This window comes from Desertimonas flava, from assembly GCF_003426815.1.
Taxonomy (GTDB): Bacteria; Actinomycetota; Acidimicrobiia; order Acidimicrobiales; family Ilumatobacteraceae; genus Desertimonas; species Desertimonas flava.
Map to the genome: position 1 here is coordinate 67,218 of NZ_QKYK01000004.1, position 23,637 is coordinate 90,854.

General features: G+C 69.8%; 23 protein-coding genes, 2 tRNA genes and 1 pseudogene. 10 read left to right on the top strand and 16 right to left on the bottom strand.

The window, feature by feature from the left end:
* The first annotated feature begins 85 nt into the window (after positions 1-85).
* Positions 86-961, top strand: a complete 876-nt coding sequence (locus DN771_RS06985) for a methyltransferase domain-containing protein (protein ID WP_116996641.1) — start codon at positions 86-88, stop codon at positions 959-961.
* A gap of 570 nt (positions 962-1,531) precedes the next feature.
* Here DN771_RS06985 and DN771_RS06995 read toward each other — a convergent pair.
* A pseudogene (locus DN771_RS06995) lies at positions 1,532-3,129 on the bottom strand (ABC-F family ATP-binding cassette domain-containing protein).
* Between the two features lie 378 nt (positions 3,130-3,507).
* Between DN771_RS06995 and DN771_RS07000 the strand changes: the two are divergent.
* The gene (locus DN771_RS07000; RefSeq protein ID WP_116996643.1) at positions 3,508-3,741 is read left to right on the top strand and encodes a hypothetical protein; all 234 of its coding nucleotides are present in this window, start codon (positions 3,508-3,510) and stop codon (positions 3,739-3,741) included.
* Positions 3,738-4,037, top strand: a complete 300-nt coding sequence (locus DN771_RS07005) for a type II toxin-antitoxin system PemK/MazF family toxin (protein WP_116996644.1) — start codon at positions 3,738-3,740, stop codon at positions 4,035-4,037. The genes DN771_RS07000 and DN771_RS07005 overlap by 4 nt, the downstream gene beginning before the upstream one ends.
* A gap of 153 nt (positions 4,038-4,190) precedes the next feature.
* Here DN771_RS07005 and DN771_RS07010 read toward each other — a convergent pair.
* From DN771_RS07010 to DN771_RS07040, 7 genes are all read right to left on the bottom strand, one after another.
* Positions 4,191-4,266 (bottom strand) — tRNA-Arg (locus DN771_RS07010).
* A gap of 118 nt (positions 4,267-4,384) precedes the next feature.
* Positions 4,385-5,335, bottom strand: coding sequence for a glycoside hydrolase family protein (locus DN771_RS07015; RefSeq protein ID WP_116996645.1), 951 nt, complete (start codon positions 5,333-5,335; stop codon positions 4,385-4,387).
* A gap of 6 nt (positions 5,336-5,341) precedes the next feature.
* Entirely contained in the window at positions 5,342-6,217 is an 876-nt protein-coding gene (locus tag DN771_RS07020) for a carbohydrate ABC transporter permease (RefSeq protein ID WP_205528458.1), read from the bottom strand.
* On the bottom strand, positions 6,214-7,122 hold the full coding sequence (locus tag DN771_RS07025; RefSeq protein WP_116996646.1) for a carbohydrate ABC transporter permease: 909 nt from the start codon (positions 7,120-7,122) through the stop codon (positions 6,214-6,216). Before DN771_RS07025 ends, DN771_RS07020 begins: the two co-directional genes overlap by 4 nt.
* A gap of 92 nt (positions 7,123-7,214) precedes the next feature.
* Positions 7,215-8,552 (bottom strand): sugar ABC transporter substrate-binding protein, encoded by a 1,338-nt coding sequence (locus DN771_RS07030; protein ID WP_116996647.1) that lies wholly within the window; start codon positions 8,550-8,552, stop codon positions 7,215-7,217.
* Positions 8,553-8,561: 9 nt separating this feature from the next.
* A complete protein-coding gene (locus tag DN771_RS07035; RefSeq protein ID WP_116996648.1) occupies positions 8,562-9,617 on the bottom strand; it encodes a LacI family DNA-binding transcriptional regulator in 1,056 nt (351 codons plus the stop codon).
* Positions 9,618-9,803: 186 nt separating this feature from the next.
* Positions 9,804-10,211 carry an RNA-binding S4 domain-containing protein gene (locus DN771_RS07040; protein ID WP_227462284.1) on the bottom strand — a complete coding sequence of 136 codons (408 nt, stop codon included), beginning with the start codon at positions 10,209-10,211 and terminating at the stop codon, positions 9,804-9,806.
* 56 nt (positions 10,212-10,267) lie between these two features.
* Here DN771_RS07040 and DN771_RS07045 point away from each other — a divergent pair, with 56 nt between their 5' ends.
* Positions 10,268-10,660, top strand: a complete 393-nt coding sequence (locus DN771_RS07045) for an MmcQ/YjbR family DNA-binding protein (RefSeq protein ID WP_116996649.1) — start codon at positions 10,268-10,270, stop codon at positions 10,658-10,660.
* A 99-nt stretch (positions 10,661-10,759) separates the two neighbouring features.
* On the opposite strand, the gene DN771_RS07050 is transcribed toward DN771_RS07045, so the two are convergent.
* Together DN771_RS07050 and DN771_RS07055 are read right to left on the bottom strand one after the other, a co-directional pair.
* The gene (locus tag DN771_RS07050; protein WP_116996650.1) at positions 10,760-11,257 is read right to left on the bottom strand and encodes a hypothetical protein; all 498 of its coding nucleotides are present in this window, start codon (positions 11,255-11,257) and stop codon (positions 10,760-10,762) included.
* 143 nt (positions 11,258-11,400) lie between these two features.
* Positions 11,401-12,738: a LysM peptidoglycan-binding domain-containing protein gene (locus tag DN771_RS07055; RefSeq protein ID WP_116996651.1), complete on the bottom strand. Its 1,338-nt coding sequence runs from the start codon at positions 12,736-12,738 to the stop codon at positions 11,401-11,403.
* Between the two features lie 336 nt (positions 12,739-13,074).
* Here DN771_RS07055 and DN771_RS07060 point away from each other — a divergent pair.
* Positions 13,075-13,165, top strand: a tRNA-Ser gene (locus DN771_RS07060).
* Between the two features lie 110 nt (positions 13,166-13,275).
* On the opposite strand, the gene DN771_RS07065 is transcribed toward DN771_RS07060, so the two are convergent.
* Complete coding sequence (locus DN771_RS07065; RefSeq protein ID WP_162941653.1) at positions 13,276-14,217, bottom strand: thrombospondin type 3 repeat-containing protein; 942 nt, start codon at positions 14,215-14,217, stop codon at positions 13,276-13,278.
* A gap of 19 nt (positions 14,218-14,236) precedes the next feature.
* Between DN771_RS07065 and DN771_RS29350 the strand changes: the two genes are divergently transcribed.
* Complete coding sequence (locus tag DN771_RS29350; protein ID WP_162941654.1) at positions 14,237-14,398, top strand: hypothetical protein; 162 nt, start codon at positions 14,237-14,239, stop codon at positions 14,396-14,398.
* Positions 14,399-14,676: 278 nt separating this feature from the next.
* Here the strand turns inward: DN771_RS29350 and DN771_RS07070 are convergent, their stop codons facing one another.
* The gene (locus tag DN771_RS07070) at positions 14,677-15,543 is read right to left on the bottom strand and encodes a neutral zinc metallopeptidase (protein WP_205528459.1); all 867 of its coding nucleotides are present in this window, start codon (positions 15,541-15,543) and stop codon (positions 14,677-14,679) included.
* 235 nt (positions 15,544-15,778) lie between these two features.
* Here DN771_RS07070 and DN771_RS07075 point away from each other — a divergent pair, with 235 nt between their 5' ends.
* Positions 15,779-17,002 carry an acetyl-CoA C-acetyltransferase gene (locus tag DN771_RS07075; RefSeq protein ID WP_116996653.1) on the top strand — a complete coding sequence of 408 codons (1,224 nt, stop codon included), beginning with the start codon at positions 15,779-15,781 and terminating at the stop codon, positions 17,000-17,002.
* 33 nt (positions 17,003-17,035) lie between these two features.
* On the opposite strand, the gene DN771_RS07080 is transcribed toward DN771_RS07075, so the two are convergent.
* Positions 17,036-17,995 (bottom strand): GlxA family transcriptional regulator, encoded by a 960-nt coding sequence (locus tag DN771_RS07080; RefSeq protein ID WP_116996654.1) that lies wholly within the window; start codon positions 17,993-17,995, stop codon positions 17,036-17,038.
* A 71-nt stretch (positions 17,996-18,066) separates the two neighbouring features.
* Here DN771_RS07080 and DN771_RS07085 point away from each other — a divergent pair, with 71 nt between their 5' ends.
* Positions 18,067-18,666: a DJ-1/PfpI family protein gene (locus DN771_RS07085; protein ID WP_116996817.1), complete on the top strand. Its 600-nt coding sequence runs from the start codon at positions 18,067-18,069 to the stop codon at positions 18,664-18,666.
* Between the two features lie 94 nt (positions 18,667-18,760).
* On the opposite strand, the gene DN771_RS07090 is transcribed toward DN771_RS07085, so the two are convergent.
* From DN771_RS07090 to DN771_RS07095, 3 genes are all read right to left on the bottom strand, one after another.
* The gene (locus tag DN771_RS07090) at positions 18,761-20,299 is read right to left on the bottom strand and encodes an MDR family MFS transporter (protein ID WP_116996655.1); all 1,539 of its coding nucleotides are present in this window, start codon (positions 20,297-20,299) and stop codon (positions 18,761-18,763) included.
* Between the two features lie 61 nt (positions 20,300-20,360).
* The gene (locus DN771_RS29355; RefSeq protein WP_162941655.1) at positions 20,361-20,756 is read right to left on the bottom strand and encodes a hypothetical protein; all 396 of its coding nucleotides are present in this window, start codon (positions 20,754-20,756) and stop codon (positions 20,361-20,363) included.
* Between the two features lie 112 nt (positions 20,757-20,868).
* Positions 20,869-21,912, bottom strand: a complete 1,044-nt coding sequence (locus DN771_RS07095; RefSeq protein ID WP_116996656.1) for a serine hydrolase domain-containing protein — start codon at positions 21,910-21,912, stop codon at positions 20,869-20,871.
* Between DN771_RS07095 and DN771_RS07100 the strand changes: the two genes are divergently transcribed.
* Together DN771_RS07100 and DN771_RS07105 are read left to right on the top strand one after the other, a co-directional pair.
* Positions 21,911-22,801, top strand: a complete 891-nt coding sequence (locus DN771_RS07100; protein ID WP_116996657.1) for a hypothetical protein — start codon at positions 21,911-21,913, stop codon at positions 22,799-22,801. The genes DN771_RS07095 and DN771_RS07100 overlap by 2 nt on opposite strands.
* A 25-nt stretch (positions 22,802-22,826) precedes the next feature.
* Positions 22,827-23,627: an aldo/keto reductase gene (locus DN771_RS07105; protein ID WP_116996658.1), complete on the top strand. Its 801-nt coding sequence runs from the start codon at positions 22,827-22,829 to the stop codon at positions 23,625-23,627.
* Positions 23,628-23,637: the final 10 nt, after the last annotated feature.

Genomic DNA, 23,637 nt, shown 5'->3' on the forward strand with positions numbered 1-23,637 from the left:
CCGTGCCTGTCGTCGGATGACGGTGTTATCAGCTGGCCCGGCGGCGTCGCTCGGGTAAGCATTGGCACGACCAAGGGAGGTGCGCATGCCTGACGTGTACTCCGTGATCACCGAGGCGGACGACGCCGTCATCGAGCGAGTGGCCATGGCGATGGAGACCAGCGCCGCCGATCCCCAACACGAGGCGATGGTCGCCGACTACCTCAGCAGGCTCGACCCCTCCGACCGTTCGCGCGTCGTCGAGATCGGTTGTGGCACCGGTGCGATCGCTCGGATCATCACTCGGTTGATCGAGGTCGGTGAGTACGTCGGTACCGATCCGTCGGAGCCGCTGCTGGAGCGGGCCCGCCGCTTCGCGCCCGGCGGCAGGTTGCGGTTCGAACGCGCCGACGGCGCCGACCTGCCGTTCGACGACGCGTCCTTCGACGCCGCGATCATCCATCGCGTGTTGTCTCACGCCCCGGACCCGACGGCGGTCGTGACCGAGGCGGTTCGGGTGCTGCGCCCTGGAGGAGTCCTGGCGATCTGTGACGGGGACTACGCAACGACGACGGTGGCGCTGTCGGCCACCGACCCGCTGCAGTGTTGCGTCGCCGCGTTCACGCCGGCGTTCGTGAACGACGCGTGGGTGGTCCGTCGGCTCTCGCGGCTCGCGACCGAAGCAGGGGTCGAACGGCTGCAGGTCCGCAGCTACGGGTTCGTGCAGGTCCACGACGCTGACTACATGCTGTCGATCATCGAGCGCGGTGCCGCCCAGCTGGTGACGACCGGGACGATCGGCCCGCAGCTCGCCGCCGCCCTGACCGGCGAAGCGCAACGACGAGTCGACAACGGCATCTTCTTCGGGCACGTCGCCTACGGCAGCCTGACCGCAACGAAGCCCCGGATGCAGCCCAGGTCAGAGGCTGGAAAGCCTCAGCGCGCTCGGAGGGAGTCGAACCCCCGACCTTCTGATCCGTAGTGAGATGGCAATGCGTCCTGCCGGTGTCAACTTGTGTTTGCATCTGCCGATCTACCAGGCCCTTCCTCCTGCCGAGCGACACACCGATCACGCCGCGCGCCGGCCAACCATTCACCGACCACTACCGCGCGCAACCCAGCCCTCCCCCGACTCAGTCGATCCTGTCAACCACGGACGCAACCCGGACGGCCTCACGGCGCCGCCAGTGTGCACCATCTCCACGCTCCTGCTCGTCGGTATTCATCTCAGCCTCGCCGTCTACCGGGCGTACGGCGGTCAGGAGGCCGTGCGGGGCGACGTCTCCGAGACGATCACGCGAGTGGTGTCGTTCGGCGTACATACTCTGATTCGAGGAAGCGATCAGACGTCCCGCGGCCAACTCTGTCGAGTCCACCGCTGTACCTTCGGCGCCTCTGCGTGGGGTGAGGACACCGGTCTCCTCGATTCGCCAACGCGCGGGTCTGCCTACGGCCAGATCGAACACGGCCGCCACGATCAGGCCGAAAACCTCGGCGCAGCCGCGGGGCACTGACCACAACGAGATGGATCGGCACTTCGGCGATGCATCGGTCAGCGCGCGCCGAGCGTGGCTCCGTCGACCTCGATCACGGTGTCGATGCCGAGGCGCCCGAGGAAGGCGTCGTCGTGGCTGACCACCAGCAACGCGCCGCGGTAGGCGCCGAGCGCGTCGACAAGCTGCTCGACGGTCGCCACGTCGAGGTTGTTCGTCGGCTCGTCGAGAACCAGAAGCTGCGGTGGCGGATCGGCCAGCAGCAACCTCGCCAGGGCGACGCGGAACCGTTCGCCGCCCGACAGCGTGGCGACGGGCCGTTCGACATCGCTCCCGCGCAGCAGCAGACGGGCCAGTTGCCCGCGTAGCACGCCGGCAGGCGTGGAGGGGGCGGCGGCACGAACGTTTGTGAGGGCACTGGCGGAGTCGTCGAGGCCGTCAAGTCGCTGGGGGAGGTAGCCGACACGATCGGTGAAGAGCGTGGCCGATGGTCGACCGTCGACGCTCGGAACGCCATGGACGAGACGTTCCACCAAGGTCGACTTGCCAGCGCCGTTGGGCCCCACGAGCGCCACCCGCTGCGGCCCCTGGATCACCCATGCACGATCGGCGTCGCGCAGCTCGGCGATGCGGCGACGAGCGGGAACATCGGGATCGGGCAGTTCCAGGCGGATGTGCTCGTCATCACGGACGCGGGCCGACGCCAGGTCGAGCGCTGCCTGCGCAGCGCGGACCTTGGCGTCGAGGCCGGTTCGCATCGCGCCGGCAGACGCTTGGGCCCGGCTCGCCCGATTGCCGGCGAGGATCCGCGGAATGCCTCCGTCGCGCTGGGTCGCGCGAGCGGTCCGGTCCCGTCGAGCGAGCTTGGTCTCGGCCTCCACGCGCTGGCGCCGTTCCACCTTCAGCGCCTGCTCGGCGGCGCGAGCCGCCTGTTGGGCCGCAGCCTGACGCTGATCGGCGTGGTCGCGCCACTCGTGGTAGGGCCCGCCGAAGACGTCGAGGTGACCGTCGTGGAGCTCGGCGGTGCGCTCCATGCGGTCGAGCAGTTGGGTGTCGTGGCTCACCACGACCAGCGTCCCCGGCCACGAGTCGATCAGCTCGGCCACGCGGTGACGGGTCGGCCGATCGAGGTTGTTCGTCGGCTCGTCGAGCAGCGTGATCGACGTCCGGCGCAGCCGCAGTCCGGTGATCGCGATCAGCATCGTCTCGCCACCCGACAGCTGCTCGATCCGCCGGTCGAGGTCGGCGGCGCCGAACCCGATGGCACGAAGCGCCTCGTCGGCGCGGTGCTCGATGTCCCAGTCCTCGCCGACGGCATCGAAGTGGTGCTCTGCGACGTCGCCGGATTCGATCGCGCGGATGGCATGGAGGGTCTCGGCGATGCCGAGCAGGCCGGCACGGTGGCATCGCGCTGCAGCGTGAGCGACTGGGCGAGATGGCCCACGTCGCCGACGACGTCGACGTGGCCCGAGGTCGGAACGCACCGGCCCGACACGAGACGCAGCAGTGTGGATTTGCCGACGCCGTTGCGACCGACCAGCCCGGTGCGGCCGGTGCTGAGCGTGCCGTTGACGCGTGACAGGACGACACTGCCATCGGGCCATGCGAACGACAGGTCGCGGAATGTGACCGCAGGGGCGGGCGATGACGGAGAGATGGGTGGCAAGGAGTGCTCCTGGTCCGGCCGAGGGCCGTGAGGGCCGACACGTGACGCGTTCGAGCGGCAGGTCGGGCGGGGACGACAGCAACGTGAAGCGGCGGCGCGGAGCGCGTGACGGGCACACTCGATCCGGGCGGGGCGCCGCCTCGACGGACGGCTACGGTCTGTCGACCTCGATCAGCACGAATTTCACCATATCGGTGGACCGCCTCGAACGAACGCCGACGGCCCGCCGACGCGACACCACTGCGCTCGCCGCTGTCCTGGTCATCGCTTCATGCGACTGCCGGCCCAGTGAGCAGCCACGGCGCCATGATGCGCGGGGCACCACATGCGTCGACGACCACGGCGCGCCAGCTCGGGTATACTTCTGGTATGGCCGAGGTGACGACGATGAAGGTGTCCACCGAGACGCGGGACCGATTGCGTGCACTCGGCCGCAATGGCGAGTCACTCGAGGACGTCGTCGTCGCGGCCCTCGACGCGTACGAAGCCGAGCAGTTCTGGGCCGCTGCCGAGGCTGCGGCTGTCGCGGAGACGGCTGAAGAGCGAACCGAGCGCAAACGGATCGAGGCCGAGGTAGATGCCTGGATGGATGACGCACGTTGACGCCCTCGGCCGGCGAGTTCTGGCTCGCTGATCGCGGCGACGAGACGCGCCGGCTCGTCTTCGTCGTTTCCGACTCCAGGTTCCATCGCCTCGCCGAGCGAGCGGTCGTCGCCCCCGTGCTCGATGAGGCACCGGCGCAACTGCGCCCGTGGCACATCAGCATCGGTGAGGAACGGATCATCGCCGTCAACCTGGCCGGCACGGTGCCGACGGAGCGTCTGCTGGAACGCGCCGACGTCGTCGCCGGGGACGCACTCGTGCGCGTTCGCCGGGCAGCCCGAGCGATCATCGGCTGACCGGATCGCTCCCTGCTGGAGGCGCGCGGGTCGTTCCACCGTGGCGGCTGCTCATCCGGACCGTGCCGCACCGGTCCTCCAGTCACCGTCCTGAGCCGGACGGTCTGACCGGACCCCCGGATACCGTCAGTCCTGGTAGATCACATTTCTGGCTGGCGCGCTCGGAGGGAGTCGAACCCCCAACCTTCTGATCCGTAGTCAGATGCTCTATCCATTGAGCTACGAGCGCAGTTGTTGTGGCTCGATGAGTCTAGGCCGATTGCTGCCAGTTGCACCCGTCGATCTCGAGCAGGTCGCGCGCCACGACGCGGAGCCTCGGCGCCTACTGCCGGCCTGGTTCGGGCGCGCTACGTGGGCGTCACGGTGATCCTGCCGTCGGTGACGTGGACGGCCATCGGGTCGCTGATCCATCCCCCGAATCCGTGATCGTCGTGCTCGCGCCACGCCAGGGCGACGGGCCGGGCGGGGCGGTCGGTCGAGCTCGGCGGCGTCACCAGCTTCGCCCCGTACCACCCCTCATCGAGGATCAGATGGAGACGATCCCAGTCCCAGGGGCCGAGCGGACCGGCCGTCGAGGGCACCACGTACGTGCCGGGATCGGTCCCGGCGTGGCCCTCTGCCGGCACGGAGCCCCGGGCGCTCGAGAACAACAGGAACCAGCGCCCGTCCAGCTCGATGACGTCAGGAATCTCCAGATGGCCGAACGGGGTCGGCCCGCTCAGCGGGGGCCGCACTTCCCACGTCGTCAGGTCGGGCGAGGTCGCCCGACCGATCGTGCCGCGCTCACTCCTCTCGCCGGTCGGCAGACGCGCCGTGACCAGCGCGTTCCAGACACCGTCGACGTGCACCACCACCGGATCACGCCACGCCTGGTCGTGCCAGATCGACGTGTCCAGCGTCTCGTACCAACGGTCGTCGAGCTCGAAGGCCCGGCCGTCGCCGACACGCTCCCACGCGATCAGATCATCCGACACGGCGTGCCCCACGCGCTGGACCAGCCCGCTCTCGGCGCGCGAGGTGCCGGTGTACAGCAGATGCCACCGGTCGGGCCCGCGCACGACGTTGCCCGTCCAGACCGTGTAGTCGTCCCACGCCGGGCCGGGCGAGGGAGCGAGGGCATCGGGGAGCACCGTCCACCCGCGCAGGTCACGCGACACCGCGTGGCCGATCGACGAGTTCCAATGCCGCTGATCGGCATCACCGAGCGCGCGGTCAGCCTGCAGGTAGAAGAGATGCACGTCGGCGCCGTCGGCCACGCACCAGAAGTCCCAGACCCATCGATCGGCCAGTCGCAGCACGGAGACCTATCCCTTCACGCCGGTCGACGCGACGCCCCGGACGAACCAGCGCTGGAAGAGCACGAACACCGTCAGGACGGGCAACGTCATCAGCGTGGCGTAGGCCATGATGTCGCCCCACTGCACCGGCGGCGTCGTCTTGAACGTGCCGATGCCGAGCGGCAGGGGCCGCACGTCGATCCCCCTGGTCACCATCACCGGCCACAGGAACTGGCCCCACGAGAACAGGAAGCCGAGGATCGCCATCGTCGCGTACGCCGGTTTGGCGAGCGGCATCACGATCGACACGAACGTCCGGACGGGGCCGGCGCCGTCGACCTTCGCTGCCTCCTCCAGGGACTTCGGCACGTTGAGGAAGAACGTGTAGAAGAGGTACACGAACAGCGGGTTGGCGATGAACGGGACGATCTGCACCCGGTAGCTGTCGAGCCACCCGAGTTCGGCGGCGAGGTAGAGCAACGGAACGGCGAGGGCCTCGAACGGGATGATGATCAAGGCGATGACCGAGACGATGATCACGCTGCGTCCGCGGAACTTCAGGCGCGCCAGGGCGTAGCCGAACAGGCTGTTGACGACCAGCCCGACGATCACGATGCTGCCGGAGATCACCACGCTGTTGAGGAACGCCCGCGTCAACGACGCCCGGTCGACGGCGTCGCGGTAGTTCTCCAGACCGACGAACGGTGTGGGTGAGAACGCGCTCACCGAGTCGCCGCTCGACAGCACGGCCGAGTCCTCCTTGAACGACGAGGCCACCATGTAGACGAGCGGGAACAGGAAGAACGCCGCGGCGACGATCATGATGACGTACTGAACGGTCGCCATGCGCCGCCGGTCACGGCGCAGCGAACGGCCCTCGTGATCATCCGATGTGGCGGTCATGACTCCTGGCTCGCTTCCTTCACGAAGCGCCGCTGGACGATCGTGAGGCTCAGGACGAGCACGAAGAAGATGATGGCGATCGCCGACCCCCGACCGATCTGCTGGCGCCCGAACCCGGTCTCGACGAGATCGAGCATCATCGTGCGGGTCGAGTTGCGCGGCCCGCCCGGCGACCGGGGCATGAGCCACACCTGATCGAAGAGCCGGAACGACAGGATCGTCGTCACGGTGACGACGAAGAGCAGGCCGTTGCGGATCCCGGGCACGGTGACGTGGCGGAACTGCTCCCAGCGCGACGCACCGTCGATCGACGCCGCCTCGTAGAGGCTCGCCGGCACGTCCTGCAGCGCCGCCAGCAGGATGATCATCTGGAAGCCGACGCCCTGCCAGAGCGACACGATCATCACGGCGGGCAGGGCCCAGGTCGTGCTCTGCAGCCAGTCGGGGTGGAACGCGCCGAACGTCACCGTCTCGAGCACGGCGTTCACGAGCCCGTCCGGGTTGAACAGCAGCGTCCAGATCGTCGCCGCTGCGGCCATCACGGTGACGACGGGCATGAAGTAGATGGTGCGGAACACGACGCGGCCCCGCAGGTTCGTGTTCACCAGCAGGGCCAGCCCGAGCGCACCCGCTGTCTGCACGGGGACGATGACGGCGACGAAGATCAAGTTGTTCTTGAGCCCGCGCCAGAACGCTCCGTCGGTCAGGACGTCGCGGAAGTTCTCGAACCCGACGAACCTCGTGGGCAGCGGTGAGATCAGCCGGCGATTGGTCAGCGAGAACCAGCCGGCCAGGGCGAACGGGAGCGCGACGGTGGCGAGCAGCAGCACGATGGCCGGTGCCGAGAACAGCAATCCGGCGCGGGCTTCGGCGCGTTCGGCATTGGGTCGCCGCAGCGTGATCATGGTTCGGCCTCCACGGCTTCGACCTCCAGGCGGACCGGCAGCGGCCGCCGCGCCGGAACGTCGGCGGCCGCTGCGTGGGGGGATGGTTGCGTTCAGCCCGGAGCCGGATAGCCCTCGTTGGCCTCGATGTCGGCATCGATCTCGTCGACCGCGGCGTCCAGCTCAACCTGCACGTCGGCGCCCTGGATGATGTTGTCGATCAGCGTGCGGAACACGCTCGTGATCGTCGGGTACGCCGGCGTGACCGGCCGGGGCACAGCGACGTCGGGCGCCCCGTCGAGCTGCTCGACGAACAACTCCAGGTCGCCGCCCGGCTGATGGAGCGGCGACTGCTCGACCGCCGACCGGGTCCCCGGGATCGCCCCGTTCACGTCGGTGATCGCGAGGATCGTCTCGTCCGACATGAGGAACTCGATCACGGCCCAGGCGGCGTCGGGGTCGCCGGCGTTGGACGTCATGCCCCACGCCCACGAGCCCATCCCCGTACGGGTCCCGTTGCCGAAGTCCGGAAGCGGGAGCACGACCAGGTCGTCGCCGGCCGCCTCCTTGTACGGGACGTACATCCAGTGACCGACCCACGAGATCGGCGAACGCTGCTCGAGGAAGTTGGAGTCGTCGGCGGCATCGGCATCGATCAGCCCGTCGGTCACCCACGTCTGGAACTGGGTCAGCGCGGCGGCCACCTCGGGCGTGTTGAGCGCGCCGTCGGCGGTGGCGCCTGTTTCACGGTCGATGAGATCGCCGCCCGCCGACCAGACGATCGGGGCGAAGGCGTACGTCGACCACTCGCCCTGCACGCCGTACCAGAACTTGGTGTCGAGCGGGTGCTCGTAGCCGGCCTCCTGCAGGTCGCGGAGAATCTGTTCCAGCTCATCGGCCGTCCAGGCGTCATCGGCCCCGGCGGGGATCCGCGCTCCCACCTCCTCGAGCGCCGACGCCCAGGCGTACAGGCCGAGCCCGGAGTCGAAGCTGCCGAGACCGTAGAGCTCGCCGTTGTAGGTCCCCTGCTCGACGATCGAGGGCAGAAGGTTGTTGCGCACCTCGTCGGTCACGCACGACTCGAGCGACACGAGACTGCCAACCCAGGCGAGGTTCGCCATGTTGGGGCCGTCGAAGTCGAGCACCGCCGGCAGGTCGCCGGCGGCCGCCGCCGAGTTGATCTGGTCGGTGTACTGGCCCTCAGGGATGAGCGTCAGGTCGACCGAGACGCCGATGTCCGCTCCCGGTCCGGCGTTGAACGCTTCGATGGCCGCTGTGTAGGCGTCAGCCTCGCTGCCTTCGTGGGCGAACATCGACAGTGTTCCCTCGTCGATGGTGCCGTCGCAGCCGGTCGCGGCCGACCCGCTGGCCGGCAACGCCGAGGCCGTGGCCGTCGCGGTCGCCGCTATCGTCAGCGTCGCCGCGAGGCCGATCAGTGATCGCTTCTGCATGGGTGCTCCTCATCCGGTGGTGGTTGCTGGTTGCTGCACCGGCGCTGTTGGAGCAGCGCCGGTGCTCCGGCGCACGACGAGCTGCAGGGGCAGCGCGACGTGGCGCCGGGATGGTTTGTCGCCGCCCGCCAGCGACGTGATCAGCTGCGCGGCGCGGCGTCCCGACTCGGCGATCGGTTGTCGGATGGTCGTCAGGCCGGCGGACTCGGCGATCTCCACGTCGTCGAAGCCGACCACCGAGAGCTCGCCGGGGACGTCGATCCCCAGCTCCCGTGCCGCGGCGAGCACGCCGACGGCCTGCGTGTCCGAGGTCGTCACGATCCCGGTCGGCCGATCTCGCCCCGTCAGCAACTGCACGGCCAGCTCGCGGGCGACATCCTTGGAGTGCGGGCCGGTGAGGCAGTTGCGCAGCTCGAGCCCACGCTCGGCGAGCGCCGAGGTGACGCCCCGAAGCCGTTCGGCGGCCGAGGTGAAGCCGAAGCCACTGTGGGCCTCGTCGTCACCGATGAACGCGATCGCCTCGTGCCCCAGTGACAGCAGATGATCAGCGGCCAGCCGGCCACCTTCGGCGTTGTCGATGAACAAGCTGACGTGACCCTGCACCTTGGCGTCGATCCACACCACCGGGAAGTCGGCCTCGAGCAACCGCCGGCGCACGTCGCCGTCGGGCGTGAGCGACACGACGATCACCCCTTCGGGCCGCAGGCTGCCGAGCAGCATGAGGAACTGGCCACGGGCGTGTTCGGGGGTCTCGACGTCGAGGATCGACACGGGCGTGCCGCTCGGGCGGAGCCCTTCGATGATGCCCTGGACGCGCGTCACCGCCGAGGGATGGGTGACGAAGGGAACGACGACCACCACTGTGGCCAGCCGGCCCCGCGCCAGGCTCTGGGCGGCGTAGCTCGGGGCGTAGCCGAGGTCGGCGATCGCCGCCTCGACGCGCGAGCGGGTCGCGGCGCTGACATTGCCTCCGCCGTTGAGCACTCGCGAGACCGTGCCCTTGCCCACTCCGGCGTGCGAAGCGACGTCGTTGATCGTGACGTTCGCTGGCGACTGTTTCCCCATTCCCTGCACGGCTCCCCCTGCGCAGTCCGGACGCCGGCCGGTTTGGAACCGGTTCCATTTCCAGTATGCCTACGGCCCTCGCCGCGATGTCAAGAGTCACGACGGCTCGGGCGGCGCGCGACGGCCGGCGCACCGAACGGGGCGGCCGTCTCGGGGATCAGCGCGAGATGGCGTCGGAGGTGTGGTTCAACCGCGCCGGCCGCGGAAGTCGTCGAGGCGCCGGCGGTCGCGCTTTGTGGGGCGGCCGGTGCCGGCGTCCCGGCGGAAGAGCGGGGCGACGTACTCGCGAGGCGGAGGGGGCGGGCTGTGGTCGACGAGACACTCGGCGGCGAGCGGGGCCGAAACGCGCTTGTCGATGAGCTTGACGACCTCGAGGACGCGGTCGCGCTCGGCGATGTGGGCCTCGACCCGGTCCCCGACGCGCAGCGATGAGGCCGGCTTGGCCGAGCGGCCGTTGATGCTCACGTGGCCGCCCTTGCACGCGTCGGTCGCCAGCGATCGGGTCTTCACCAGACGGACGGCCCACATCCACACGTCGACACGCATCGTGTCGCCCGAGTCGCTCGCGTCCTTCGCCGCCGGTCGTGCCGTCACGTGGCCTGCCCCATGCGCGCATCGTAGGAGCCGCCGGGCGCGCCAGAATCGTCGGTATGGCCGATCAACGCCGCGCCGCCGAGGCGCTCGAACGTGTGCGGGAGATCTGCCTCGGGCTCCCCGAGGTGAGCGAGCGGCTCTCGCACGGCTCGCCGGCGTGGTTCGTGCGTGGGAAGAAGACGGTGGCGATGTTCGTCGACGATCACCACGGCGACGGCATCCTCGGCATCTGGTGCCCGGCGTTCCCGGGCGTGCAGGCCGAGATGGTTGAGGCCGAGCCCGAGCGCTTCTTCCGGCCGCCCTACGTCGGTCCGTCGGGCTGGCTCGGCGTCCGGCTCGACCGTGACGTCAGCTGGGACGAGGTGGCGTCGATCGTCACCGACAGCTTCCGCAAGGTGGCGCCCAAGACCCTCGTCGCCAAGCTCGACGCAACCGGCGACGCCGGCTGAGGTCGCCCCCGCCGACGTCTCTCTTATCCGAGTACTGAAGGTCACCCGAGTACCGAAGGGCCAGAATCTGCGCGCTCGGTACTCGGATGAAGCAACCCGTCACGCGTAGGGGCGGCGGGCGAACAGCGCGGCCAGGCCGCTGTAGAGCAGGTAGCAGCACGCGACGAACACCGTCCCGAGGGCGACGCCGGCGAAGTTGGCGGTGAGGTCGGAGGTTTCGACCTCCCGAGAGGTCGACACCGATCCCTGCAGCTTCTCGATCACCGCACTGGCGCCGAAGACGACGATCGATCCGACGATCAGGCCGATCCAGCTCCACAACGCCCAGCCCACGAACACGGTGGCGATCGCCCACACGGCGATGTGCACGATCGTGTCGCTGCGGGGTAGGCGGGGGTCGTTCAGCACGTCGGCACCTCGGCCGCCGAGGTCGATGCGATCGAACAGCCTCGTGATCGTCGCCCCGCCGACGCGCTTCAGATACCCGGGCGCTCGGTCGGAGAGCATCAGCACGGCGTTGAAGAGCATGGCGACGACGCCGACGAGCGCGACGAACGCCCGCAGGACGACTGGTGGCCGGCGACGGGGAGACGCCATCGGCTCAACCGTACGGGCCGGGCAGCGCCGGAACCCGTCGGGGGCGGCCACCGGAGTGTGGAATGCCCGGCATCGGGCCGTCCGACACTCGGGCGCGGTTCAACACTCGGACGGGTCGAGACGGGCGGGTGGACCGGGCGGGGTCAGCCGAGGGCCCAGGGTCCCCAGCCACCGGAGCGCTGGTACAGGTAGTACGCCGCCTGGATGTTGGTGCGGGCGTCGAACAGCTGGCTGACGGACGTGATGCCGTAGTCGGCGAGCCAGCTGAGGTGCTGCTCGTGGATCTGGAACACGCCGTGGCAGCAGCCGGTGCGCGACGTGACGTCGGGGCGATAGTTGCTCTCGCGCCAGGCGATCTGCAACGCCCGCTCCTCCTGGTCGTCGGGCCAGATCTCGCGGATCATCTGCTCGACCTCGCCGCCGCTCGGGACGGGCCCCGATGGCCGATCGTCGTCGTCCTCGTCGGGCGCCTGCGTCGTGGCGGGCGGGCTGGTGGTCTCGGGCGCCTCCGTGGTGGCCGGCTGCGTGGTGGCCACGGTGGTCTCCGGCGCGTCGGTCGCGGCCGGCGCCGCGGTCGTCGGGGCCGCGGTCGTGGGGGCCGGGCTCGGAGCGGCCGTGGTGGCCGGGGCCGCCGTGGTGGGCGGAGCGATCGACGTGCCGAGTGGGAGGCAGACGATCGAGCCCGGGTACAACGGCGTGTCGGAGGTCGCCTCGTTGTACTCCAGCAGCTGGGCGAGTGGGTAGTCGATCTTGTTGGCGATCCCCATCCAGTAGTCGCCGGAGGCCACCTCGTAGGGGTTGCCGCACTGTGCGGCGACACGGACGGCCGGAGCGGCGAGCACGCCGGACCCGGCACTCTCGCCATCGCTGGAGCCGCCACCGGATCCCGAGCCGGTCGACATCCCCCCGGTCTCGTCGGCGGGGGCGTCGCCGGCGCCGGCCGAGCGGCTGGAGCTGCCGGAATCGTCGTCGGCCGTCACCGGTGCGGTGATCACGACGGCCGTCGTGGTCGGCGCGAGCGTCGTCGCCGTGGTGGCGATGGTCGAGGTGGACGCGGCGGCCACCGAGCGGACGTCGTCGGGACTGTCCTTGTCGCCGAGCGCCCCGAACAGCGGAACGGCGAGGACGGCGGCGACCGACAGGGCGCCGACGCTGAGCAGTCGAGGATCGACGCTGCCGAGCAGTCCGGTGCGACGGCGGGACCGCCGACCGAGCCCGGGCCAGGCGCCGGTGGTGGGCTCGATCCAGACGGTGCCCGTGTCGTCGTCGCGCCCCGCCGGCTCGCCGTGGGTGCGCATGGCGCCGGTGCGGGGGACGCTGCCGGTGCGGGCGAGACCTCTCGTCGACGTCGGATCCTTCTCGACGACCCGGTGGGTCCGGGTTCGTTCCGGGGCTTTACGCACCCGGTTGAGCTGGATGGTGGGCTCGGAGCGCTTGGTCTCCCAGAAGCCTGTGTCGTCGTCGTCGAAGAAATCCGTCATTGGTTGGTTCCCCTCGCCGGGGGGTGAGCCAGGCGTGCGGTCGACGCCGCCGGCCGCACTGGTCTATCACGGGTCGTCATGAAACCGCAACATCGGCGTCATAAGCGACATCTCGGCGACACGAGAGCGCGACAAATCCCCCCTGTGTCATTCCCGCGGGGCCGTGGCGAGAGGCCACGACCGTCGTGGCGGTCGGCAGTGGTCCTGCCGGTGGGCGTCACGAGTTCCGGGCTTCTGATCCCGCGTCGACCGGATGGCTCGAGGGCCGTCCGTGACCCGGATCGGTTGGGGGCGCGGCGATGCGGCTCGCGGCGATAGCATCGGGCGACACATATTGGAGAGGTGGCGGAGCCCGGTCGAACGCGCCTTCCTGCTAAGAAGGTGGCTGCTTAACGGTAGCCCGTGGGTTCAAATCCCACCCTCTCCGCTGCGAACCAGGACGGTGCGTCACGCGTCGTGAACGACATCGAGACGTCGCCGGCTCAGCCTCGTTCCACGAAGGCGCCAGACTTCTGGGGGCCGGGATCGCGGAACGGCTCAGCCGGCGTTGCTTGCCGGATCGAGGGGGTTGGTCCCGCCGATGATCTCGTCGTTGTCGTACAGGCCGTCGCCGTCGGTGTCCTTGGCGCCGGCATCGGTACCGAGGTCCGCCTCCTCGCCATCGGTGAGGCCGTCGTCGTCGCTGTCGGGATCGGTGGGGTCCGAGTTGAAGGCGCCGGACGCTTCCTCGTAGTCGCTGAGCCCGTCACCGTCGGTGTCGGCCTTGTTGACGTCGGACCCGATGACGATCTCGTCCTCATCGCTGAGGCCGTCGCCGTCGGAGTCGAACTGCGCCGGTGCCACCGGCTCGGTGTTGTTCGGCACAGAGTTGTCCGGCACGGTCGTGCCTGTCGACGCGACGGTCGTCGCGGTCGACGCCGTCGTCGCTGGCGTCGTCACCGCAGCCACGGTGCGATCGCCGATCACCGCGACCACGACCACTGCCGGCCGGGTGGCGTCGTTGGCGAGCGACGTGCCACCCGCGACCTGGGACCCCGATCCGGCGGCGATGGCGGTGCCGCCGTCCGGGGTGACCGCACCGGCGGTGACGAGCACGAACTGCGGCAGGTCGCTCGCAACCGACAACACCTCGCCGGGTCCGAGCACATCGCGCACGAGGTTGACGTCGCGGACGCCGGCTCCGGGTTCGATGCCACCACCGGCGTCGGGCGACGACGTCAGCAGGATCGACCAATAGCCGGCTGGCCCGTCGATCGCCTGCAAGGTCACCGGCAACGAACGAGGGTCGAAGATCGCTTCGCCGGCCTCGAGGATGGCGCCGCGCCCGTCGCCGCTCGTGACGAGCATGCGTCCCGTGTCGCCGAGGACGAATTGCGACCCCGGCGCGTCGACCTGCGTGCCATCGGAGTCGGAGCTGCCCGCCGTGGCCGTCCAGGTGAAGCGACCGTCTGGGAAGTCGATCAGGCCCTGTGCAACCACCTGCGCATGGTCGGACTCGGTGCTCGCCGGACTCGCGGTCGTGACCGCTGACGGGGCGGTCGACGTCGGCGGCGTCGACGCCCTGCCGATGCCGGCCGGACCGACCACGATCACGCTCACCGCGGCTGCGAGCACCGGAATCGACACCAACGTCTTCGACATCATGACTGACCTGACATGACTGACCTGACCTTGTCACCTGTACGGCCCCGATGGCCGGCCGGGACGATACGCCCGGCGGTCTCGGCGATGCTGCCGAATTCTCCGGGTGGCCCCAACCGTGGGACTCGGGACCCGCTCCCCTGCGCCGGGCAGCGGACTCGGGACATGACGTTCGACATCCGGTGGCTCGTGCGCGCGTACCTCGAGATCTCCTTCACTGAGGCGGGCGAGGAAGCGAACAGATGGTGCCAGGCACCATCTGTTCCATTCGCTCCCGCATCACCTGCTCACTCGCGGTCACTCGAGCCAGCCAGCGTCGCGGGCGGCCCACGGGTTGCACTCGTACAGCGTCGGCATCACGTCGGCGACCGGGTCGAGGGACGGGTGGATGCCCCAGCCGAACCAGTTCGCCACGTTCTCGCTGGTGCCGTGCTCGCGCAGTTCGCCCGGCCGATCGCCGGCGCCCCCGTTGTTCTGGATGGCCTGATCGGTGAGCGTCTGATCGATGCTTCCCCGACCGTTGTTCGTGCCGTAGAACATGCCCGACAGGCACCAGGCCTGCAGCTCGAACTGGCGTGACAGCAGCTGGCCGGCGTCGCTGTCCCAACCAGCCGCCTGACGCCGCGCGGCATACGCGGCGATGACGCCGAACTGCTGCTGCAGATGGTGGCCGTACTCGTGCGACAGCACGGCGAGGGCGTAGCCAGGCCCGTACTCGGCGACCGGCAGCATCGTGTCGAACGGCAGGACGAGCGTCTGGTCGAGGTCGCAGTAAAAGGCCTCGCGGCCGAACGTGTTGCTCCCGCACGCCCCGTCGTACGCCGCGGTCTCCGCCCCCGCCCACAGCCCTGGCGACTCCAACTCGACACCGAAGTGAGCGAGGGTGCCGCGCCACGCGTCGTCGTGACAGACGATCAGCGCCTGGTACACCGCTTCCACGGAGGCCGGGTCGAGCGACCACGCGGGCAGCACGCAGTCGACCGCGGCGATTCCCACACCGACCTCGATGAACGCCGGGTTCGATCCCAGCCACGGGTCGGTGAGGACGGGCCCCGAAGTGTCGATCGGCGGTGCCGCCGAACCTGGCAACGGAGTGAGGGTGAGCGCGATGCCGGCCATCACCAGTCCGGCACCGGTTGTCGGGCGCTTCCAACCGGTCAGCATGGAATCGACCGTAACCGGGTGGACCGCAACGAGGTCAGCAGGGGGCGCCTACCGGGGTGACGACCGTTCGCGTCAGGCAGGGACGACTCGGTACGGAAGTACGTCGGCGACACCCTGCGATCCCTCGCGTTCCGAGTTCCCTGCGGCCTCGAGCCGTGCGGCCCCGCCGCCTTGGTGACGGGTGCGACACGGGCCCGGCTCGTCGGCGTCGAGCCGAGGCAAGCAGAATCGCGCCATGCCCGACGCATTCATCATCGACGCCGTCCGCACCCCTCGCGGAATCGGCAAGCAGGGCAAGGGTGCCCTCGCCCACCTCCACCCCCAGCACCTCGGCCGCACGGTCCTCGAAGCGCTCGTCGCCCGCAACGGGTTCGACACCGCCGACGTCGACGACATCACATGGGGCACCAGCGCCCAGGTCGTCGAGCAAGGCGGCGACATCGGTCGCATGTCGGCCCTCGACGCCGGCTACGACATCAAGGCGAGCGGGGTCACGCTCGACCGCTTCTGCGGCTCAGGAATCACGGCCACCAACATCGCCGCCAACTCGGTGATGGCCGGCATGGACAGCCTCGTCATCGCCGGCGGAACAGAGATGATGTCGCTGCCCAAGAAGGGCATGCTGCCGATGGGCGCCGGCAACGCCCATCTCCAGGAGCTTCACCCCCAGTCGCACCAGGGCGTGTGTGCCGATGCGATCGCCACGATCGAGGGCATCTCCCGCGAGGACCTCGACGCCCTCGCCGTCGAGTCGCAGCGTCGCGCCGAGATCGCCATCAAGGAGGGCCGGTTCGACAAGAGCCTCGTGCCGGTGCTCAACCTCGACGGCACCGTCGCCCTCGATCGTGAGGAGTTCCCCCGGCCGGGCACGACGCTCGAGTCGCTGGCCGCGCTCCCGCCGAGCTTCCCCGCCGTGGCCGACTATCGCCACGCCGAAGGCCTGCCGACGTTCCGCGAGCTGATCAACCAGCGCTATCCCGACGTCGACATCCAGCACGTCCACCACGCCGGCAACTCCTCGGGCGTCGTCGACGGCTCGGGTGCCATCTTGATGGCCAGCGCCGACTACGCCAAGGCCCACGGTCTCAAGCCCCGGGCCCGCGTCGTCGCCACCGCCACCATCGGCGACGACCCGACGCTGATGCTCAACGCCCCGGTGCCGGCCACCGAGAAGGTCCTCACCCGCGCCGGCATGACGCTCGACGACATCGACCTGTTCGAGGTCAACGAGGCGTTTGCCGTGGTCGCCGAGCGCTACATCCGCAAGCTCAACATCGACCGCGACAAGATCAACGTCAACGGCGGCGCGATGGCCCTCGGCCACCCGATCGGTGCGACCGGGGCGATGCTGATCGGCACCGTGCTCGACGAGCTCGAGCGCCGTGACCTGCAGGTCGGCCTCGTCACGATGTGCACGGGCGGCGGCATGGCCCCCGCCATCATCATCGAGCGCGTCTGACCGTCTCGATGCGCTCCGAGATAGTGCCTGGCACTATCTCGGAGCGCGGAAGTTGCGGCGGTAGGCCTGGGGCGTCACGCCGACCACCCGGGTGAAATGACGACGGAGGCGGGCGGCGTCGCGGAAGCCGGTCTGCTGGGCGATCTCCTCGATCGACGAACGCCCGGCCTCCAACAACCGCTGCGCCCGACGCACCCGCTCGCGCAAGAGCCACTGCAGCGGTGTCACACCGGTGCCCTCCGGGAAGCGGCGCACGAGCGTCCGGGTGCTCATGTTGGCGTGGGCGGCGATGTCGGCCAGTCGCAGCGGTTCGTGCAGGTGCTCCTGCATCCACGCCAGCACCGAGGCGAGCGAACCGCCACGGGCTGCGGTCTCCTCGTAGCGCACGAACTGGGCCTGGCCGCCCTCGCGGTTCGGCGCCATCACCGTGCGCCGCGCCGCGTAGGCCGCAACCTCGGCGCCGTGATCTCGGCGGATCATGTGGAGGCAGAGATCCATCCCGCTCGCCACGCCGGCCGACGTGAGGATGTCGCCATCGTCGATGAAGAGCACCGATGGATCGACATCGACGCCGGGATGCGCCGCTGTGAGCTCGTTGACATGGGCCCAATGCGTGGTGGCCCGGCGACCGTCGAGGAGACCGGCGGCCGCGAGCAGGAACGCCCCGGTGCAAATCGACGCGATGCGGATGTCGCGCCGATGGGCCGTGCGGAGCAGATCGAGCACCGCTGCCGGCTGGCCGCCGGCGCGTGACGACGCCGGCACGATGATCGTCTCGCAGTCGAGCGCGGCATCGAGCCGGTGGGGCGGGGTCATCCGGAAGATCTCGTCGCCGGCGGCCGTGACCTCCACGTGGGGCGCACCGCACACCCGGATGTCGTAGAGCCGCTCGTCGTCCGCGCCGGGGCGGCGGGCGGCACCGAGGATCTGGGCCGGCGTCGCCAGCTCGAACCCCACCACCCCGTCGATCGCCAGGACGGCGACGGTGTGCATGGCGTGAAAGTACCCGAAGTGTGTCGTTCTGGCCACTGGCGGCGATCATCCGACCGGGCGACGATCGCCGCATGCGAATCGAAGTCCTGATGTTCGACGGGATCGCCGAGGCCGACGCGTTGCTCGCCCACGCCGTGCTGATGAAGGCCCGACACGCAGGCGCCGACATCGAGCCGGTGCTGGTGACCGCCGACGGCCGGCCGGAGATCGTCGGTTGCTACGACACGCGGTTCGGCGGCCTGCAGCCGTCGGAGCCGGCGCGGGCGGCCGCACTCGTGGTCGCCGGAGGCTGGGTCGACGAGATCATCGCCGACGGCGAGCTCACTGCGTTCCTCGCCCGGGCGAAGGCGACGAATGCCGATCTCGTGCTCGCCGGGGTGTGCTCGGGGTCGCTCTTCCTCGCCGCCGCCGGCCTGCTCGAGGGCCGCACGGCGACCACGTACGACCGCGACGTCGACACTCTGAAGCAGTGGTGCGACGTGGTCGACGCCCGCATCGTCGACGACGGTGACATCGTCACCACGGGCAGCGGCTGGCTCTCCGGCCTGGACATCTCGCTGTACCTGATCGAACGCGAGGTGGAGCGGCCGGATCTCGCCATCGATATCGAGCGGCGCATCGGCCACGACCGCCGCGGCACCGTCTGGCGCACCGACCGCGCCTCATCGTGACGATCTGGGCGCGGATCCGTGACGCTGAGCGTCACGGATCGCGCCCAGAAGCGGAAGTGGCACGATTCGCGCCCAGAAGCTGACGGCACGACGGTCAGGCCATGGCGCCGGCGGCTTCCTCCATCGCGTCGGACAGGCCGGCACGCGGGCGGAGGGGGCGCTCGGGCAGGAGCACGGCGGCGATGAAGCCGACGACCATCACGCCTGCGCACACCAGATAGATGCGACCCACGCCGATCGCCAGCGAGTCGACGACGGCGGCCCGGCTGGCCGGCGGGAGGGCCTTGATGTCGTCGGGCTCGCGGATCAGTCCCGTGGCCGAACGCGGTGAGATGTCGAGGCGCTTGGGGATCTCGGACCGGATCGTCGAGTTGAGGATCGAGCCGAAGATCGCCAGCCCGAACGAGCCGCCGAGCGAGCGGAAGAACATGATCGTCGCCGTGGCCACCCCGAGGTCGTGGAACTCGACGGCGTTCTGCGTGGCGATCGACGTGGTGGTGAACACCGACGCGACACCGAAGCCCATAGCGACCATCGGCATGATCAGCCAGGCGTACGACGTCGATCCGGTGATGTGGCTGATGACGTACAGGCCGACGGCGCCGACCGCCGTGCCCACCACCGGGAACGCCTTGTAGCGACCGGTGCGGAGCACCAGTCGTCCGACGCCGAACGTGCCGAGCGTGACGCCGACCATCTGCGGAAGCATCCGCAACCCGGAAGCCGTCGGCGACACGAACAGGGAGTCCTGGAAGTACAGCGTGAGGAACTGCGAGCCGCCGAAGGCGATGATGCCTGCGCACATCCCGGCGACGATGGAGGCGAGCACCACCGGGTTGCGGAACAGCTGGAGCGGGATCATCGGTTCGACGGCGCGCCGCTCGACGGCGACGAACGCCACGACCGCGACAGCCGACCCGCCGAGCAGGAGCAGCACGATCGGCTTCGACCACCCGTTCGTACCTCCCTCCTCCAGGCCGACCATCACCGCACCGATGGCGATCGACAGCAGCACGGCGCCGGGGACGTCGATGCGTGCAGCGCGACGCGGGAAGGGAAGACGCAGGGCGCGGTAGCTGACGGCGCTGGCGATGGCGGCGAGCGGGATGTTGATGAAGAAGATCCACGGCCACGACCAGTGATCGATGATCACGCCGCCGATCAGCGGCCCGAGGAGCGCCGACCCGACGAACGCGACGGTGAAGTAGCCGATGTAGCGGCCGCGCTCCCGGGGCGGCAGGATGTCGCCGAGGATGGAGAACGCCAGGGCCTGGATGGCCCCGCCGCCGAGCCCCTGCAGCGCCCGGGCGGCGATCAGCTGGGTCATGTTCTGCGAGATGCCGCACAGGAACGACCCGACGATGAACAGGCCCATCGTCGCCTGGAATACGAGCCGCCGGCCGTAGAGGTCCGACAGCTTGCCCAGCAACGGTGTGCCGATCGCCGACGTGGCGATGTACGCCGTGCCGACCCAGGCGTAGCTCTCGAAGGCGTTGAACTCGCCGGCGATCGTCGGCAGGGCGGTGGCGATGATGGAGATCTCCATCGACGCCAACATGACGGCGAGGATGAGGGCGCCGAGGACGACCCACAGCTGCCGGTTGGAGAACCCCGGAACCGTCGACTCTGACACTGCCGCCACCGTACGCAGGGTTCCGCGAGCGGTTCGCACCGGAAGACCGGGCGAACGGCGCTCAGTCGGACGGGGCGTCCACGGTGTCGTCGCCTGCGGCGTCCGAGTCGTCCCCGTCGACCGAACCTGCCGCGGCGACCTCGTGCTCGCCGGTCGCCGTGCTCGGCGCCCAGTCCGGTGCCGTGCCGGTCTCCAACTCGATCAGCCTCGCCTTGGCCTCGCGCCACGCGGCGTCGGCTTCGTCGACGCCGGAGCGCTTGGCACGGGCCCTCTTGACGTTCTCGATCGCCCGGTCGAGGTGCCGTTGCGCCGCAACCAGGGCATCGGCGCGCGCTCGGGCGGCCTTGGCCTCCTCGGCGGCGTCGTGCTTGCGCTGCGCCTTGCGTTCCCGCTCGGCGCGCTCGCGCTCGGCCGACTCGCGCAGCATCACGCCGAAGCGTGACACGGGATCGTCCATGACCGGCTGCTCGGACTTGCCTCGGTGTCGTCGTCGTGCTGGCACCCCGACATCATGCCGCAGTCCGTGGCCGTCGGTGAGTCCGGTGAGTCCGGTGAGTCGGTCGAGTCAGTCAGTCGAGCGCGGTGCCGAGGGCCACGCTCAGCTCACGCGACACCGGCCAGGCGCCGTCGGTCCAGTTGGAGATCACCGTGTGGGTGAGATCGCGGCTGGGGTCGTGCACGCTCACGAACGACACGCCGGCGTCACCGCCGTGGATGCGCACCCACGGTCGAGCGTCCCGGGGGACCCAGAACCCCAGGCCGTAGCGCAGACGATCGGCGTCGCTCAGCGGCGTGTGCATCCGCTGCCGCCAGTCGTCGTCGACGATGGCCCCGGCGAACAAGGCCGTCCAGAACGACCGGATGTCGGCGACCGTCGAGTACAACCCGCCGTCTCCGCAGCCCCGAACCGGGAGGTGCAAGGTGTTCACGCGCAGCCGGTCGGGGTGGTCGTCGGGATGGATGTACCCGGTGGCGACGTCACCCGTCAGCCGGTCGAGACGCAGGAACCCCGACGCCGTCATGCCGGCGGGCTGCAGCACGAGCCGATCGACGAGGTCGTAGTACGACTCGCCTGCCGCCCGCTCGGCGAGCAGGGCGAGCAGCACGTAGCCGCCGTTGTTGTAGGCGAAGGCGCTCCCGGCGGGAAAGGCCGTCGGGTAGCCGTCGATGAGGGGCAGGTAGGTCTCGGGGTCGTAGAGCTGGTGGACCGGCCGCGACAGGACGGGTTCGGCGAAGTCCTCGATCTCGTCCTCGTCGAGGTAGTCGCCGATTCCCGACCGATGGGCCAGCAGCTGCTCGACCGTGACGTCGTCGGCGACGAGTGGGAGGTCGTCGCCGAGCAGCGAGCGAGCCGTGGTGTCGAGCGGCAGCACGCCGTCCTGGGCGAGGCGGACGACCGTCAGGGCCGTCACCGGCTTGGCCCCGCTGGCGAGGCCGAAGCGATGCCCGGCCGTGACGGGGATGTCGTGGGCCCGGTCGGCGAGCCCGTAGACGCGTTCGTGCACCTCCCCGTCGACGTCGACCCGGACGACGCCGCTGAACACCTGGTCGGCGACCACGGCACCGATCGTCTCGTCGAGGTCGATGATGTCTGCTCGGGTTCCCAGCTCCATGGGTTCGACAGTCTGGCCGTCCGCCGTCGACGGCGACAGCGCAATTCGCGACGGGGAGTGTGGCTACCACCACCTCCTGGACACCGGCTGGTGCACTCCCGGAGGTGGCGGCGGTCTGCGCACGATCGCCGCACGACGCCGCCGACGGCTGGCGTCGAACGGCTCACTGCACATGAACGAAGAGGAGATCGCCGTGTCCACCATCCTGTCCCCCCTCGGCGTCGCGGCCGACGCAACGCCCGAGACGCCCAGTCGGCGCGCTCGCTGGCCGTGGTTCGGCGTCGCCGCCGCGGCCGCCGGACTCGTCTCGTCGATGCTGACGATCAACGACCTCGACGAGGAGATCGTCGCCCAGGGCGTCGACGTGCTCGACCACCTCGATCGTGGCCGCTTCCACGTCGCGTTCGTCGTCGGGCTGATCGGCGTCGCGCTGCTCTTCGTGACGTCGACCGGATGGAAGCGCTGGGCCGAGACCCATGCGCCCGACGATCTGGCGGCCCGCACGATCGGTCCCGCCCTCGCCGCCACGGCGACGATCAACGTGATCTTCGTGTGCCTCACCGGGTCGATGGCGCTCTACATGCCCGGCGGCACGGATGAGGGTTGGTTGTCACGCGAGGCGATGTTCGTGAACTACACGCTGCTCGACTTCGGTCAGCTCCTCGGTTGGTGGGGTGGCATGGTCGCCGCCGGCTGTGTCGCCTCACTTGCGTTGCGGCGGATCAACGTCGTGCCCCGCTGGATGGGCATCGTCAGCGTGGTCCTCATGCTGCCGGCCGCGGCGATGGCCCTCGTCATGGGCCTGCCCGGGTTCCCCGGACTCGTCATGCCGATCTGGCTGGCCGTCATGAGCATCGGCCTCGTCGTCAGCCGCAAGATCCGGGCCTGACGCTGGTAGACGTAGCGTCGTCGCCATGGAACACCGCACCCTCGCTCCTGGCCTCGACGTCCCGGTCGTCGGGATGGGCACGTCGAAGACGTTCGACGTGCCCGAGGTGGATGCCGCTGGCCAGGCCGTGACCGACGCCGCCCTGTCGACCGGCGCCACGTTCGTCGACTCGTCCCCGATGTACGGCGAGGCCGAGCGCATCCTCGGCGCCACCCTCGGCGACCGCCGATCCGAGGCGATCGTGGCGACCAAGGTGTGGACGCCCGACGACGAGACGGCCGAGCGCCAGATCGACGCCTCGCTCGGCTACTTCGGCGGACGAGTCGACGTGTTCCAGGTGCACAACCTCGTCGAATGGCGAACGCGCCTCGATCAACTGGAGCGCCGGCGGGACGCCGGCGAGGTGGGCGTGGTCGCGGCGACCCACTGGAAGGTCGACGCCTTCGACGAGATGGAGGCGGTGATGCGCACGGGCCGCGTCGCCGCGGTTCAGCTGCCGTACAACCCGCTGGAGCGGGACGTCGAACAGCGTCTCCTCCCGCTCGCCGCCGACCTCGGCATCGGGGTGATCCTGATGCGCCCGTTCGCAGCCGGCGGGCTGGTCGGCCGCAGTCCCGGCCCGGCCGACCTCGCACCGCTCGCCGACTTCGGTGTCACCTCGTGGTCACAGGCGCTGTTGAAGTACGGGCTCAGCCACCCTGCCGTCACGGTGACGATCCCGGCGACCACGAGCCCCGAGCGGATGACATCCAACGCCGCGGCCGGTGACGGCCCGTGGTTCGGGCCCGAGGAGAAGGCCCTCGTCGAGCGTCTCGCCACCGCCTGACCGCCGTCCA

Bases quoted from the DNA above. Each gene is read 5' to 3' on its own strand.
- DN771_RS06985 (WP_116996641.1), top strand. From the start codon at position 86: ATGCCTGACGTGTACTCCGTGATCACCGAGGCGGACGACGCCGTCATC.
- DN771_RS07000 (WP_116996643.1), top strand. From the start codon at position 3,508: ATGGCCGAGGTGACGACGATGAAGGTGTCCACCGAGACGCGGGACCGA.
- DN771_RS07020 (WP_205528458.1), bottom strand. From the start codon at position 6,217: ATGACCGCCACATCGGATGATCACGAGGGCCGTTCGCTGCGCCGTGAC.
- DN771_RS07025 (WP_116996646.1), bottom strand. From the start codon at position 7,122: ATGATCACGCTGCGGCGACCCAATGCCGAACGCGCCGAAGCCCGCGCC.
- DN771_RS07030 (WP_116996647.1), bottom strand. From the start codon at position 8,552: ATGCAGAAGCGATCACTGATCGGCCTCGCGGCGACGCTGACGATAGCG.
- DN771_RS07035 (WP_116996648.1), bottom strand. From the start codon at position 9,617: ATGGGGAAACAGTCGCCAGCGAACGTCACGATCAACGACGTCGCTTCG.
- DN771_RS07045 (WP_116996649.1), top strand. From the start codon at position 10,268: ATGGCCGATCAACGCCGCGCCGCCGAGGCGCTCGAACGTGTGCGGGAG.
- DN771_RS07050 (WP_116996650.1), bottom strand. From the start codon at position 11,257: ATGGCGTCTCCCCGTCGCCGGCCACCAGTCGTCCTGCGGGCGTTCGTC.
- DN771_RS07055 (WP_116996651.1), bottom strand. From the start codon at position 12,738: ATGACGGATTTCTTCGACGACGACGACACAGGCTTCTGGGAGACCAAG.
- DN771_RS07070 (WP_205528459.1), bottom strand. From the start codon at position 15,543: ATGCTGACCGGTTGGAAGCGCCCGACAACCGGTGCCGGACTGGTGATG.
- DN771_RS07075 (WP_116996653.1), top strand. From the start codon at position 15,779: ATGCCCGACGCATTCATCATCGACGCCGTCCGCACCCCTCGCGGAATC.
- DN771_RS07080 (WP_116996654.1), bottom strand. From the start codon at position 17,995: ATGCACACCGTCGCCGTCCTGGCGATCGACGGGGTGGTGGGGTTCGAG.
- DN771_RS07085 (WP_116996817.1), top strand. From the start codon at position 18,067: ATGCGAATCGAAGTCCTGATGTTCGACGGGATCGCCGAGGCCGACGCG.
- DN771_RS29355 (WP_162941655.1), bottom strand. From the start codon at position 20,756: ATGGACGATCCCGTGTCACGCTTCGGCGTGATGCTGCGCGAGTCGGCC.
- DN771_RS07100 (WP_116996657.1), top strand. From the start codon at position 21,911: ATGGGTTCGACAGTCTGGCCGTCCGCCGTCGACGGCGACAGCGCAATT.
- DN771_RS07095 (WP_116996656.1), bottom strand. From the start codon at position 21,912: ATGGAGCTGGGAACCCGAGCAGACATCATCGACCTCGACGAGACGATC.
- DN771_RS07105 (WP_116996658.1), top strand. From the start codon at position 22,827: ATGGAACACCGCACCCTCGCTCCTGGCCTCGACGTCCCGGTCGTCGGG.